This window comes from Shewanella sp. TB7-MNA-CIBAN-0143 (assembly GCF_040310065.1).
Lineage (GTDB): Bacteria > Pseudomonadota > Gammaproteobacteria > Enterobacterales > Shewanellaceae > Shewanella.
The window spans coordinates 1-13,370 of the sequence record NZ_JBEOPL010000018.1 but is presented as its reverse complement, the minus strand read 5'-3'; the positions used below and the strand labels follow the sequence as shown (position 1 = coordinate 13,370).

Below are 13,370 nucleotides of genomic sequence, written 5' to 3'. Positions count from 1 at the left end.
TATGATGTTGCTAATATATATTATTTATCATATTTATTTTAGTGGTGGGATACGTAAATGGAAGCCGATAGAGAAATTGTTGATGTTGTCGTGATTGGTGGCGGCATAAACGGTGTTGGAATAGCGGCCGATGCAGTGGGGCGTGGTTTACGTGTCTTGCTGTGTGAACAGAATGACTTAGCGTCTGCAACCTCATCAAATAGCAGTAAACTGATCCATGGTGGACTTCGGTATTTAGAACATTATGAGTTCCGTTTGGTTAAAGAAGCATTAGCAGAGCGTGAAGTGTTGCTTAAAAAAGCCCCTCATTTGATCACTCCGTTGACATTTAGGCTTCCCCATCAGTCTCATTTACGTCCAGCGTGGATGATCCGTCTTGGGTTATTTTTATATGACAATTTAGCATCACGCGTCACTCTGAATGCGTCTAAAAAAATTAACTTCACACAAGATAGCCCATTAAAACCTGAAATTACTCAAGGGTTTGAATATTCTGATGCTTGGGTCGATGACTCTCGTTTAGTGGTATTAAATGCCCTTGCAGCGAAAGAGTTAGGGGCACAGATTTGTACTCAAACCCGCTGTATTACTGCCGAACGCGACAATGGTATCTGGAAGCTCACCTTACAACATCAAGGGGACAAGTCATTACGTCAGGTGTATGCAAAAAGTATTGTTAACGCTTCTGGACCTTGGGTGTCGAGCTTATTTTCAAATGTATTAAAGCAGCCTTCACCACAAAAAATTCGTTTAGTAAAAGGTAGCCATATTGTGGTGCCTAAAATCCATCAACAGCCACACGCTTATATTTTGCAAAATGTCGATCAGCGGATTGTGTTTGTGATCCCATTTGAAGATGACTTTTCTCTGATTGGTACCACTGATGTTGATTTTACCGGCGACCCTAAAGATGTGCGTATCGACCAGCAAGAAATTGATTATCTGATTAGCATTACCAATCACTATTTTAAAAGCACCATTAGCGAACAAGATATTGTGCATACGTTCTCAGGGGTGAGACCATTAATGGATGACGAGTCAGATTCGGCGCAGTCGGTGACCCGTGATTACACCTTTATTGTCGACGCCCCTAAAGATAAGGCGCCGCTATTGTCAGTGTTTGGCGGCAAAATTACGACATATCGAAAACTGGCCGAAGCGGCAGTCAATCGATTAAAACCTTTCCATCCTCAAATGGGTAAACCTTGGACAGCAACTCAAACGCTACCTGGTGGTGATTTTACTGATTTAGGTGATCTTAACCGGATTTATCAGCAACAATATCCTTGGATAAATACACGATCTATTAATCGTTTATTACGAACTTACGGAACCCGTACCCAATCCATTTTAAATGATGCTGCGAGCAGCGAGGCATTGGGGATTGATTTTGGTCATGGTTTATATCAAGCGGAAGTCGATTATGTTATTGCCAATGAATGGGCCAGTTGCAGTGCAGATATTTTATGGCGACGGACTAAGCTAGGTTTGCATTTTACTGAGGAACAACAGCAAGTACTGAGTGATTATGTCGCCAGTAAACAGGAAGTTGCACCGGCAGTTGTTTCTGATGTGAGTTAACCTTAACGTGTTAACACTAGCACCCAAAATGATAAAAAGTTTTTGGGTGTGTTTTATCTGCCATTGCTGTGATTTATGCTTGGTTGATATTGATACGACAAGGTGTGTCGACGATCCCAGTAACGTGATGTAACTGATAAATAAACACGTTACCCGATAATGGATAATCAACGAGTTGCTGTTGAGTCAGTTCAATACGTGATGTTGTCACAATTAACCAATCTAAATTTGGGCCTCCAATGGCGACACTAGAGGGTTGTACAGCAGGTAGAATTAACTTTTCGACGATATGACCATCTGGATGATAACGTACCACGCTATGATCGCCCCATTGGGCATTCCACATAAAGCCATGTGCATCAATAGTTGAACCATCAGGAAATACATGATCTTCGGTGGTCGCAAACAAGGCTTTATCCGTTAATGTTTTGTGAGTTGGGTTATAGCGATATTGATGGATGCAATGTTTTTCAGAGTCTGCGTGATACATAATGTTACCGTCAGGGCTCCAACACAAACCATTAGAGATCAAAATATCTTCAATGGTTTTATGGCATTCACCGTGGTTATCTATCCGGTACAAGTTGCCTTGTTGATGTTGATCATGACGGGTTTCAACCATGGTTCCCGCCCAAAAATGTCCACTGCGATCGGTGCGGCCATCATTAAAACGGTTACCTTTCTGTGCAACTTCAGGTTGGCTAAGCCATGTTAATGCATGTGTATCGAGATGATACAGTGCAAAACCTTGCTCAAAGGCGACAATTAACTGAAATGTTTGCTGTTCTGCTAAAAACGCAAAGCTGCCAATACGATAGGGTAAACTGTATTGATCGTGCAGCTGAGTCTCGACACTATATTTGTGAATTTTTCCTTGTATGATATCGATCCAATAAATGGCTTGTTGTTGTGGGTGCCATAAAGCATTTTCACCCAAATCATTTTGTGATGGGATAACCTGTATAAGATCGCCGATGCTCTGGGTTAGTGTATTATTCATCTGTCGAATGATGTGCGTGTTGGTACACAACATTAAATCCTGCCAATGTCGCGTCTGTAACATCCCATAATGTTGTGTTGATATTACAGTGATGTAACACTTCAACAAAACATTGGCTTAAGTGAGGTGGACCAATAATCGCCACTGATTCTAATTCTGTTAATTGCCACTCTTGGGCGCTGATAGCTGCGCGAACATCACTTCCTATCAATAGTCCTGATAAATACGCATGTGCTTGTTTGGTTGAGAAATCCTCAAAAAGCTGTTTACTGCGGACGCTATATAATCCGTGATAAAAATTATCGTTAGTAGATGACAAGATAAAATCAGCACCTTCAATAAATGCGCCAAAATCAAATTCTAAATCTGATACTTTTTCTTGGATCAATACGCTGTTAGATGACAATAGGTCATACAGTTCACCGGTTAGCGCAGTTTTGAATAAAATGACTTTACCTTCTTCAATTAGCACCCATTTAGTATGGGTTCCAGGCAAGCATACAAGATGTCGACCAACTAGATGCTGTGGAGCCATCGCAAGCCAGCCCAGTAAATGAAATTCTTCTCCACGCATCGAGTCATGGAGTTGGTTATAAAGCTGGCAACTTAATCCTGGGAATATGGTGACTTGATGGCCTTGACTGTCAAAGCGCGTCCCGGCAGAGATCACCTCTTGGGGCGAAATAGGACAAGCAAGATATTGGGTTTCTTTCCAGCCAATGCTTGAACCTATTTGACCTATCATCAATATAGGTAGTTTTCCAAAACGATTAGCCCAAGGTGCAATACTGTCCATTAGTGTGGTTTCAAAATCGGTTTGAATTTTCTTCACGCCGACATTATTGGCTTGTTCAAGCACTATTAATGGTTTACCGACTTCGGCTAAACATAGATAAGCACGTAAATGGCTTGTGCCCCAATCGACAGCAATAAAATGTTGATATTTAGCAAGCAAGCTAAGCTCTCCCACCGTCAATATTGATACACTGACCGGTGATCAATTCACTATTGTTTGAGGCTAAAAACAGGGCGAGTTTGGCAACATCTTGAGGGGTGATTCGGCGTTTTAATGCCATCGCATCAGTCCATTTTTGCTCTTCTTGTTCTGTTAGCCAACTGGCCAGCTGCTTTTCGGTGGCGACCCAACCGGGCAAAATGGCATTGACACGAATACCAGATTCTCCAAACTCACGCGACAATGAGCGTGTCATACCAATTAAGCCTGCTTTTGCTGTCACGTAGCCAGTCATTTGTTGTGAGCCTAATAACGCGGTGATTGAACTGAAATTAATAATGCTACCGGAATGCTGCTGCTTCATTAAAATATAAGCCGCTTGAGATGCAAAAAAAGCAGGGTCTAAATTAATTTGCATGCACTTATGCCAATCATGGGCTGAAATCGTTTCGACATCTTGGCGCGCATCATTAGCGACATTATTTATCAGTACGTCAAAACGGCCAAAGTGTTGACCAACATCTCTAATGGCTTGTTGTAATGATTCGGAATCGGTGGCATCGACAGCGCGAAACCAAATTGATGAAGCATCAATTTTGGCCATTTTGCTAAGTAGATTGGCTGCTGTTTTATGATCGATATCAATAAAAGCCACTTTAGCTTGTTGATGTATGAAGGCTTCGACCATAGATGCGCCAATACCGCTGGCGCCGCCAGTAATAAAGATGACTTTGTCTTTCAAGTCTTGATATTGGGTTAACAAACTCACTTATAACGCTCCAAACCTACTTTTTATGATTATGGTTAACTAGCGGTATTTGTTGGATTTAATGATTAATCCGAAAAATAATGATGATTATTAAGTCTATTTCTAACATTAACACCACTGAAAACAAAGTTATATCGTAATTGCGTTTAAATATGATATAACAGATTTATGTACTGAATATTGGACAGTAAAAGCATGAATAATTCTCCACGTCAAAATTTAACACATCAATTAACTCACGATTTGGGCATTGCCATTGTAAAAGGGGTTTACCCTGTTGGCGAAGGTTTACCCTCTGAAGCTGATTTGTGTATTGAATACGATGTTAGCCGTAGCTCAACGCGTGAAGCGGTAAAAATGCTGTCTGCAAAAGGCCTTATTTCATCTCGGCCTAAACAAGGTATTCGCGTGTTGCCTGAAAGCAATTGGAACATGTTTGATACCGACGTATTAAAATGGATTTTAAGCAGTAAACCGTCATTGTCTTTACTGAAAGAGTTTACTCAAGTGAGGGTTGCGCTAGAACCGCAAGCGGCGGCACTTGCAGCAATGAACGCATCTGATGAGCAATTAGCGTCTATCGAGAAGGCACTCGAACGTATGGTTGAAGCTGAACAAGGTTTAGATGACCCGTTAGAAGCGGATATTGCATTTCATACCAGCATCCTAATCGCCAGTGGTAACCGTTTTTTTGTGCAATTAACCGAGTTTATTGGTACCGCACTCAGGGTGAGCATTCGTTACACCAACAAGATAAAAGGCGTGCCGGGTGCGGATGTGAAAAAGCATGCCGAAATTTTTAATGCGATTAAAGCGCGCAATCCTGAATTATCTAAAGCCGCTGTTTCAATGATTTTAGATGAAGCACTTGAGCTGATTGAGTTGAAGTTGTAGTCGGTCGAAACAATCATAAAAAGAGCACCTAAAGGGTGCTCTTTTGCTTAATGGGGATAAATAATGTGCGCTATAAAGAGGCGCGCGATAAAGTATTATTTCACTTCATTTAACTCAAAAATCAACGACGTTTGTGGGAAGGTAATCGGCAACTGCATGCCAAAGGTCATTAATGCTTCACCACTAAAGGTTTGATCGTCTGTCATGGCTAATACAGACGGTGAGTAGAATGAAAATCCGGCCGGCCAAATTAGTGATAGTTGATAATCTCTGTCGGCATCTAATCCTGCAAAATGATATTTTGGCGGATTAGTTCGTTGGGTCTCTTTGACGCTGTTGTAAGCAAACAAAGCTTGGGTTTGGTTTGTACTAACAATACCAAAGTTGATTGAGTCGCCATCGCTGTTTAATCGTACCAACTTGCCACTGTGAATTAACTGACGATGCTGTTTGTGCAGCTTGATTATCTGCTGTAACTGCTCACGTTCATCATGGGTTAACTCTCGAGGATCCATTTCAATCCCCATGTGGCCAAAGAAAGCGACCGCGGCTCGCATGGCAATATTGATGTGTCGCCCGGTAATGTGACAATCGCGCGGGCCAACATGCGCCCCCATCACTTCTGCTGGGAAAAAGAATGAACAACCACGTTGAATGGTGAGTCGATCTAATGCGTCATTTGAATCTGAAGTCCATACTCGATCAGTGTGTTGTAATACACCGTAATCAACTCGCGCACCACCAGAGGAACAACTTTCAATTTCAATGTGTGGATGACTATCTTTAAGGCGCTTGATTAAAGCATAAGCGGCTTTAGTTTGTTGATGTACTGCCGGCTTACCCAATAAATTACCTGCATGATTGAGATCGCGGTTCATGTCCCATTTGAGGTAGAGAATTTGTGGGTATTCAACCAAGATATCGTTAATCGCATTAAACAGATATTCAGTCACGTCTGGGTTCGTCATGTCTAGCACTAGCTGTTTTCTAAATTGCAGCTGCTCGTTACCTTGGGTTTGCAGCGCCCATTCAGGGTGGTTGCGATATAAATCGCTGTCTGGATTAACCATTTCAGGTTCAAACCATAAACCAAATTCCATGCCCACGTTATTAACATGATCAATCAGTGGTTGCAGTCCGTCTGGGTAAATTTCACGATCAACAGTCCAGTCACCTAAACCGGCAAAGTCACCACGGCGACCTTTAAACCAGCCGTCATCGAGTACAAATCGTTCTGCGCCAATGTCAGCCGCTTGGGTCGCTAATGATTGTAAAACAGCAACATCATGGTCAAAGTAAATTCCTTCCCAAGTGTTGTAGTGCACTGGGCGTGGCTTTAGGCGTACCTTTTCAGTGATAAGTGATTGACGAACATACTGATGGAAGCAATGAGATAAGCCACTAAAACCGTCATTAGAATAGGCTGTATATAATGTTGGGCTGACATAAGACTCGTTAGGCGCGAGTATCATTTCACCAGGCATTAATAATTCACCTAATTGGGCATAACTGCGGCCTTCTGCAAGTAACTCCGCTCGCATTTTATGGTTGCCACTCCAACCTAAATGAAAACCATAACACTCACCGCCTTGTTCATGGGTGAGTTTGTTGTGCATTACCATGCCCGGGAAATTGTCGTGTGAGGTTTTACCTTTACGGTTTTCACGCACAAAACTGCCTAAGAAGGTATCAAAAGACTTGCGTTGGAATTCGTTCGACCAACGGCCTTCAAACGACATTACTTGGTCAATATGCAGAGGCATCGGAATGGTTGGCGCTGCACACCAATTCACATTAACTGAGGTTTGGCCTAAATTGGTTAATTCTGTTGTCGCACTGAGTACGTCACTGCGTGGGTTAAGCTGTAAGTGATGCTTAACGCTTAGCTGACGTAGGGTATCTACTGACTCGAAATACACTTCGTTTTCATTCGGTTGGTTCACTTGTGTTAGTGCACCACCAATTGACCATGCAATGTTGTTATCAAAAATTTCAATGCCAGGTGCACCGGTAAAACCTTCACCCATTAACGGCGATAATGAAATAGGCGCTTCAACAACAACTGAGCATTTAGCTTCTTGTCTGGTGCTTAACCGTTTCATCATGTCAAAGCTGGTCTTTTCAGATAACTTTTTACCAAAATACAAAATGGCAGGAGTCTTGTTTAAGCAATCAACGATCAAGCTAGTATGTTGGCCATTAAGCAAAACGAACTGGGGATGTGACATGATATTGTCCTTGATTGACGTTTTTGTGTTTATACACACTGATTAAGCATACATATTCGAATGTGTTGGATTGAGCCAGCAACATTCTGCAGTGTGTTAATGATGTATTCGGATTATTTTAAAATACTATATATCATATAAATACTAGGTTAGTATATTGATCGTCATTAAAAATTGGTTAAATAACCCCGTAATTTTGCTTATGACAGTAGGGTAGAACCTTAACAATATCCTATGTTCGAGCCAACGGTTTTACGCACTATATATTGGAGATTAACATGTTAGGAGTTTGCTACTACCCTGAGCATTGGCCTGAATCTATGTGGCAACAAGACGCAAAAGAAATGCGTCAGCTTGGATTACAGTATGTGCGTATTGGCGAGTTTGCGTGGTCTAGAATTGAGACTCGTGATGGCGAGTATTCTTTTGAGTGGCTGGATCGTGCCATTGAAACGTTAGCTAACGAAGGGCTGCAAGTGATTATGTGCACGCCAACGGCTACGCCTCCTAAATGGTTAATCGACAAATACCCAGACATTTTACCTGTCGATATTAAAACAGGTACTACCCGTGGCTTTGGTTCGCGCCGTCATTATGATTTTTCAAGTGATAACTACTTTCGTGAAGCAATGCGTATCTCTACCGTTATTGCACAACGCTATGGTAAACATCCTGGCATCTGTGGCTGGCAAACGGACAACGAGATTGCTTGTCACGATACTACTCATAGTGGCTCATTGGTGGCTAAGTCAGCATTTCAACAGTGGTGCAAAGCCTATTATCACAACGATATTGAAAAGCTCAATACTGCCTGGGGTAATGTTTTCTGGTCGATGGAATATCAAGATTTTGAACAAATCGAATTACCTATTCTAGCGGTAACTGAAACCAATCCTGCTCATCAACTGGCTTACCGTCGTTTTAGTTCTGACCAAGTGGTGAAGTTTCATGATGCAATGGTTGAGATCATTCGTGCTCATGCGCCAAATCGTTTTGTAACCCATAACTTTATCCCGTTAGTCGATACTCAAGCCGATAACTTTGCATTAGCCAAAAACCTCGATTTTGTCAGTTACGACAATTACCCGCTCGGTCGTTCAGATATGTTTTTTAAACATATGCCAGCAGAACAATTTAAACCGTACATGCGTACCGGACACCCTGACTTTTCAAGTTACTCGTTTGACCAAAGCCGTGGTGTGAGTAATAAAAACTTTTGGGTAATGGAGCAGCAACCTGGTCCAGTAAATTGGGCGCATCACAACCCTCGTCCTGAAAAAGGCATGGTTAGACTGTGGTCATGGCAGGCGTTTGCCCATGGTGCAGACTGCGTGTGTTATTTCCGTTGGCGCCAAGTGCCATTTGCGCAAGAGCAAATGCATGCAGGCATTAAACGTAACGATAATTCGAAAGCTGCAGCTTGGGCTGAAGTTGAGCAAATGCGTGACGAGTTGGCCAAAGTCGATTTTACCATTAGCGATCCAGTACAAGCGAAAGTGGCTATCGTGACAGGTGCTAACAGTCAGTGGGTGACCGAGATTGAACGCCAAGGTGACAGTTACAATCATCAACGCGTTGAGTTTGCTTATTACTCGGCATTACGTCAGTTAGGGTTAGCTGTAGATTTTGTCTCTGTAGATCATGATTTGACACAGTATGCTTTAGTTGTCGCACCGTGTTTACCGATTGTGCCGCAAGCCTTTGTTGATAAATGTCAGCAAGCAAACGTACATTTGGTTATCGGTCCTCGCTCAGGTAGTAAAACGGATGAATTGTCATTAGTGCCTACGTTAGCACCGGGAGCATTCCAAGTTTTAGTTCCTGTAAGAGTATTATCAACTGAAACCATTCGTCCAGACTGCAGTGAAGTCTTGCATTTTAATGGGGTTGAGTTTGAAAGCCAGTGCTGGCGAGAGGAGCTAGAACTCGGCGATGGTGTTGATGTGGTGGCGACGTATCATGATGGTAGTCCTGCTGTGGCTCGTCATCAAAATACTAGCTATGTAGCGACATTGACCTGTGATGGATTTTTACTCGAGTACTTTAAAATGCTTGCAGTAGAGTTAGGATTAACCACATTAGCGTTACCTAAAGATATGCGTGTGGTTAAGCGTGGTCAGTATGCTTACTTGTTTAACTACGCCGGTTATTCGCAAACTGTACCAAGTGAGTTACAAGGGCAATACGTTTTAGGCAGTGCAAACCTTGCTGCTTACGATGTTGCTATCATTAAACTCGTATAGTGTAGCAACAAGTATATGTTAGTAAGATTATGGCCATCAATCTGGCCATAATCTTAGCTCACAAGCTGAATTGACTCTGTTGTTATCTCAGCTTGTTGCATCTTTTTCAACTCAATGTTTTTCCACACCTTGTCATGAAAGTAGAACACAACTGTATTAACGGCAGGTTCAAGCAGGGCAATGGTACCACCGATAATAATGCTACCGGTTAATAGGTAGGTAATCGTAAAAGCGACACTGAAGTGTAAAATGGCAAAGCTAATAGTCTTTTTCATGATGAATCCCCTGTTTGATTTATTTAAATGATAACAGTTATCATTATCAAGTAAAGAGGGTTAATTCGATTATTGCAAATGAAAATTTCGATTACGTTTATTATTTTTAATCTTGAAACAAATAAAGACCCTAAGTAGGGTCTTTCATATAGTTAATCACATGAATAAATGCAGTCTATAACATCAGGTGTTGAGATTAGTAATGCCAAGGAAAACGTGAAAAGTCTTGATCTCGTTTTTCTAAAAAGGCATCGCGACCTTCTTGAGCTTCTTCACTCGCATAGGCTAAGCGTGTTGCTTCACCAGCAAACAGTTGTTGGCCGACTAAACCATCATCAGCCATATTGAAGCCATATTTAAGCATACGCATTGCAGTGGGGGATTTAGAGTTAATCTCTTTGGCCCAAGCTAAGGCTTCAGTTTCTAGTTCGGCATGTGGAATGGCACGATTTACCATACCCATGTTAAATGCCTCTTCTGCAGAGTAATTAAACCCAAGAAAGAAGATTTCGCGGGCTCGCTTCTGACCAATCATCTTGGCTAAATAAGCACTGCCATATCCGGAGTCAAAGCTACCTACATCAGGATCGGTTTGCTTAAAAACAGCGTGTTCTTTTGACGCCAATGTTAAATCACAAACCACATGTAAACTATGTCCACCACCCACAGCCCAGCCAGGTACAACCGCAATGACCACTTTAGGCATGAAGCGGATCATTCGCTGCACTTCTAATATATGTAGGCGCCCCATTCGAGCTACATCAGGAGTACCTTCTTCAGCACCTTCATATTTATAGCCATCTTTACCACGAATACGCTGATCGCCGCCTGCGCAAAATGAGTATTGACCTTTTGCTGATGGTCCATTTCCTGTAATAAGTACACAACCTACATCGGACCATTGTCTAGCGTGGTCTAGAGCCATATAGAGTTCATCTACTGTTTTAGGACGAAATGAGTTAAGGCAATCAGGCCTGTTTATTGCGATACGCACCGTGCCTTGGGATTTTGCCCGGTGGTAAGTGATGTCTTCAAAATTGAATCCTTCGACAAGATTCCATAACTCAGGGTCAAAGATGTCAGATACTGATTCAGTTTGTGATGGTGTCATAAAAAAACCTAGCCCCTATTGCAGATATTACACAAAGGCTAGGCTTATTTGATACTTAGGTCAATTCGTTACCATAAAATCGTTAACGAGCACAAGTTATTAGATTTTATCGCAAATAAATTGCAAATTTTCTGTTGAAAAAACAGGGTGGCGAGCACTACTATGGCAGTATTCGATTTTAAACTCACTAATGGCTTCGTTACTGGTAAATACACCATCTAATTCACGAATTTCAATTGTCGATAAACGCTTATAAATTTCTTCTTTAACTTGTGGAATGTGCTTATCGATTTTAATGATTTTTGTACCCGTCATCGAATCAAGCTTTTTATCTGCCTTAGTAAACATCGTTTTAATGTCATTAATTGGCTTATCAAGCTTGTCTGTTTCTGTCGCGAAATAATAAATAATCCCCGCGATTATTGCTAATCCTATCCAGCCTCTCATCTTTTTATCCAATAATGTGTTATTACCTATATAATAAGCTAGTTATCGTTCAATATTAAAGCAGTAAGGCTGTAACATGACGACAGAATCCAACTCCAAGGACTTTTCCAAACAACAACGTATTCAAATCCATCAACCTGATGCTAGTAAAGCAGACAGCTTCAATCCGCGCAACCGTATTTACGTAAGAGCTGTCGATGGCTTATGGACAACCTTACGACGTTATATGGGTTGGATAGCCATGTTATTTTTCTTACTTCTGCCTTGGTTACCCTGGGGAGACCGTCAAGCCGTTTGGTTCAATCTTGCTGAGCAAAAATTTCACGTCTTTGGTTTAACTATTTGGCCACAAGATCTCACCTTGCTTGCGGCACTCTTTATGATCGCCGCATTTGGGCTGTTTTTCGTTACCACTTATCTCGGTCGAGTGTGGTGTGGCTATACTTGCCCACAAACCGTGTGGACCTTCATCTTTATCTGGTTTGAAGAAAAGTTTGAAGGCGCGCGTAATAAACGTATCAAGCTTGACCAAATGCCGTGGAGTGTCAATAAACTCTGGCGTAAAACAGCAAAACATACTTCTTGGTTATTAATATCACTATTAACAGCCACTACCTTTGTATCCTACTTTGTGCCAAGTCGTGAGCTTTATATTGACTTCTTTACCCTTAATGCTGGTGGCGGGATATATTTTTGGGTGGTTTTCTTCACTATTGCTACTTACGGTAATGCCGGATGGATGCGTGAGATCATGTGTATTCACATGTGTCCCTATGCCCGCTTCCAAGCTGCCATGTTTGATAAGAATACCTATATAGTAGGCTACGACACCCAACGCGGTGAAACACGTGGTCCTCGTACACGTAAACAAGATCCTAAAGAGATGGGTTTAGGCGACTGTATTGACTGTGACTTGTGTGTACAAGTGTGCCCAACTGGAATCGATATTCGTAATGGTCTGCAATATGAATGTATTAACTGTGGTGCTTGTATCGATGCATGCGATAACACAATGGAACGCATGGGATACGACAAAGGGTTAATCAGTTACACAACAGAAAACAAACTTGATGGTGTGCAAGAAAAGGTATTGCGACCTAAGTTAGTGGGTTACGGTGTGGTACTCACGGTGATGATATTAATATTCATATATGCCAGCGCAACGATTGCACCTGTGCGTATGGATGTCATTAGAGATAGAAACTCACTTTATCGAGAAAACAACCAAGGCAATACAGAGAATACCTTTACGATTAAAATTCTCAATAAAACAGAACAGCCGCAAGAATATGAGCTAAGCGTCGAAGGCTTGCCTAATGCCAGATGGATTGGCCCACAGCATGTATCGATAGAAGCGGGTGAAGTATTAACCTTACCAATTAGTATTGCTGTTGATCCTATTGAGTTGAAGAGAAGCATCACCAAAATCGATATCAAAATAACTGCGCAAATAGATGGCAGCCCAATAGAAATAAAACAGGAAACTCGATTCTTTGGTGATTAGAACTGAGTGAAATAGCCGAAAAAGGGACGGATAGTCCCTTTTTTGTTCTTTTCGATTGAAAAAACACCTCTCGGTCATGTTTTTGCAATATTTAGCCTATTTATGCTTGCACAAATAATTAAGCTCCCTATAATGCGCAACCACTGACACGGCATACGTCGCTGGCAGGTTGTAAGGTTCAAATTGAAGTTTACAACGGCGAAAAGAAAGTTTGAAAAAACACTTGACGCCAACCCGGGAAAGCGTAGAATACGCACCCCAAGCCAACGACCTAGCGTCAACGGCCGCTGAATGAAAAGTCGAAAGATGTTCATGTTAGCAACGTTCTTTAACAATCTAAACAAGAAATCTGTGTGGACATTC

Annotated in this window: 11 protein-coding genes; 4 read left to right on the top strand and 7 right to left on the bottom strand. The window is 41.8% G+C overall.

The features are described 5' to 3' along the window. The first annotated feature begins 57 nt into the window (after nt 1–57). Nucleotides 58–1,581, top strand: coding sequence for a glycerol-3-phosphate dehydrogenase (glpD, locus tag AAEY97_RS15035; RefSeq protein WP_350999726.1), 1,524 nt, complete (start codon nt 58–60; stop codon nt 1,579–1,581). Between the two features lie 73 nt (nt 1,582–1,654). Here glpD and AAEY97_RS15030 read toward each other — a convergent pair whose 3' ends face one another. The 3 genes from AAEY97_RS15030 to AAEY97_RS15020 are packed head-to-tail and all read right to left on the bottom strand — an operon-like array spanning nt 1,655 to nt 4,305. Continuing rightward, nucleotides 1,655–2,581, bottom strand: a complete 927-nt coding sequence (locus AAEY97_RS15030) for an SMP-30/gluconolactonase/LRE family protein (RefSeq protein WP_162024225.1) — start codon at nt 2,579–2,581, stop codon at nt 1,655–1,657. Beyond that, nucleotides 2,574–3,536 carry a 2-dehydro-3-deoxygalactonokinase gene (locus AAEY97_RS15025; RefSeq protein ID WP_162024224.1) on the bottom strand — a complete coding sequence of 321 codons (963 nt, stop codon included), beginning with the start codon at nt 3,534–3,536 and terminating at the stop codon, nt 2,574–2,576. Before AAEY97_RS15025 ends, AAEY97_RS15030 begins: the two co-directional genes overlap by 8 nt. Before the next feature lies 1 nt (nt 3,537). Further along, the gene (locus AAEY97_RS15020; protein ID WP_254439841.1) at nt 3,538–4,305 is read right to left on the bottom strand and encodes an SDR family NAD(P)-dependent oxidoreductase; all 768 of its coding nucleotides are present in this window, start codon (nt 4,303–4,305) and stop codon (nt 3,538–3,540) included. A gap of 195 nt (nt 4,306–4,500) precedes the next feature. Between AAEY97_RS15020 and AAEY97_RS15015 the strand changes: the two genes are divergently transcribed. Next, nucleotides 4,501–5,199 (top strand): FadR/GntR family transcriptional regulator, encoded by a 699-nt coding sequence (locus tag AAEY97_RS15015; RefSeq protein WP_101087323.1) that lies wholly within the window; start codon nt 4,501–4,503, stop codon nt 5,197–5,199. 95 nt (nt 5,200–5,294) lie between these two features. On the opposite strand, the gene AAEY97_RS15010 is transcribed toward AAEY97_RS15015, so the two are convergent. Continuing rightward, nucleotides 5,295–7,427 carry an alpha-galactosidase gene (locus tag AAEY97_RS15010; RefSeq protein WP_162024223.1) on the bottom strand — a complete coding sequence of 711 codons (2,133 nt, stop codon included), beginning with the start codon at nt 7,425–7,427 and terminating at the stop codon, nt 5,295–5,297. A 278-nt stretch (nt 7,428–7,705) separates the two neighbouring features. On the opposite strand from AAEY97_RS15010, the gene AAEY97_RS15005 reads away from it, so the two are divergent. After that, the gene (locus AAEY97_RS15005; RefSeq protein ID WP_350999720.1) at nt 7,706–9,670 is read left to right on the top strand and encodes a beta-galactosidase; all 1,965 of its coding nucleotides are present in this window, start codon (nt 7,706–7,708) and stop codon (nt 9,668–9,670) included. Nucleotides 9,671–9,723: 53 nt separating this feature from the next. Here AAEY97_RS15005 and AAEY97_RS15000 read toward each other — a convergent pair whose 3' ends face one another. The 3 genes from AAEY97_RS15000 to AAEY97_RS14990 all read right to left on the bottom strand — a co-directional run bounded on the left by AAEY97_RS15000 (nt 9,724) and on the right by AAEY97_RS14990 (nt 11,503). After that, complete coding sequence (locus AAEY97_RS15000) at nt 9,724–9,945, bottom strand: DUF2061 domain-containing protein (RefSeq protein ID WP_101087320.1); 222 nt, start codon at nt 9,943–9,945, stop codon at nt 9,724–9,726. 196 nt (nt 9,946–10,141) lie between these two features. After that, complete coding sequence (locus AAEY97_RS14995; RefSeq protein ID WP_101087319.1) at nt 10,142–11,056, bottom strand: 1,4-dihydroxy-2-naphthoyl-CoA synthase; 915 nt, start codon at nt 11,054–11,056, stop codon at nt 10,142–10,144. Between the two features lie 99 nt (nt 11,057–11,155). Beyond that, on the bottom strand, nt 11,156–11,503 hold the full coding sequence (locus AAEY97_RS14990) for a hypothetical protein (RefSeq protein ID WP_101087318.1): 348 nt from the start codon (nt 11,501–11,503) through the stop codon (nt 11,156–11,158). Nucleotides 11,504–11,579: 76 nt separating this feature from the next. Here AAEY97_RS14990 and ccoG point away from each other — a divergent pair, with 76 nt between their 5' ends. Next, nucleotides 11,580–13,007 carry a cytochrome c oxidase accessory protein CcoG gene (gene ccoG / locus AAEY97_RS14985; protein WP_101087317.1) on the top strand — a complete coding sequence of 476 codons (1,428 nt, stop codon included), beginning with the start codon at nt 11,580–11,582 and terminating at the stop codon, nt 13,005–13,007. Nucleotides 13,008–13,370 lie beyond the last annotated feature (363 nt).

Excerpts from the sequence above, each read along its gene's own strand:
- glpD (WP_350999726.1), top strand. The coding sequence starts at position 58 with ATGGAAGCCGATAGAGAAATTGTTGATGTTGTCGTGATTGGTGGCGGC.
- AAEY97_RS15030 (WP_162024225.1), bottom strand. The coding sequence starts at position 2,581 with ATGAATAATACACTAACCCAGAGCATCGGCGATCTTATACAGGTTATC.
- AAEY97_RS15015 (WP_101087323.1), top strand. The coding sequence starts at position 4,501 with ATGAATAATTCTCCACGTCAAAATTTAACACATCAATTAACTCACGAT.
- AAEY97_RS15010 (WP_162024223.1), bottom strand. The coding sequence starts at position 7,427 with ATGTCACATCCCCAGTTCGTTTTGCTTAATGGCCAACATACTAGCTTG.
- AAEY97_RS15005 (WP_350999720.1), top strand. The coding sequence starts at position 7,706 with ATGTTAGGAGTTTGCTACTACCCTGAGCATTGGCCTGAATCTATGTGG.
- AAEY97_RS15000 (WP_101087320.1), bottom strand. The coding sequence starts at position 9,945 with ATGAAAAAGACTATTAGCTTTGCCATTTTACACTTCAGTGTCGCTTTT.
- AAEY97_RS14995 (WP_101087319.1), bottom strand. The coding sequence starts at position 11,056 with ATGACACCATCACAAACTGAATCAGTATCTGACATCTTTGACCCTGAG.
- AAEY97_RS14990 (WP_101087318.1), bottom strand. The coding sequence starts at position 11,503 with ATGAGAGGCTGGATAGGATTAGCAATAATCGCGGGGATTATTTATTAT.
- ccoG (WP_101087317.1), top strand. The coding sequence starts at position 11,580 with ATGACGACAGAATCCAACTCCAAGGACTTTTCCAAACAACAACGTATT.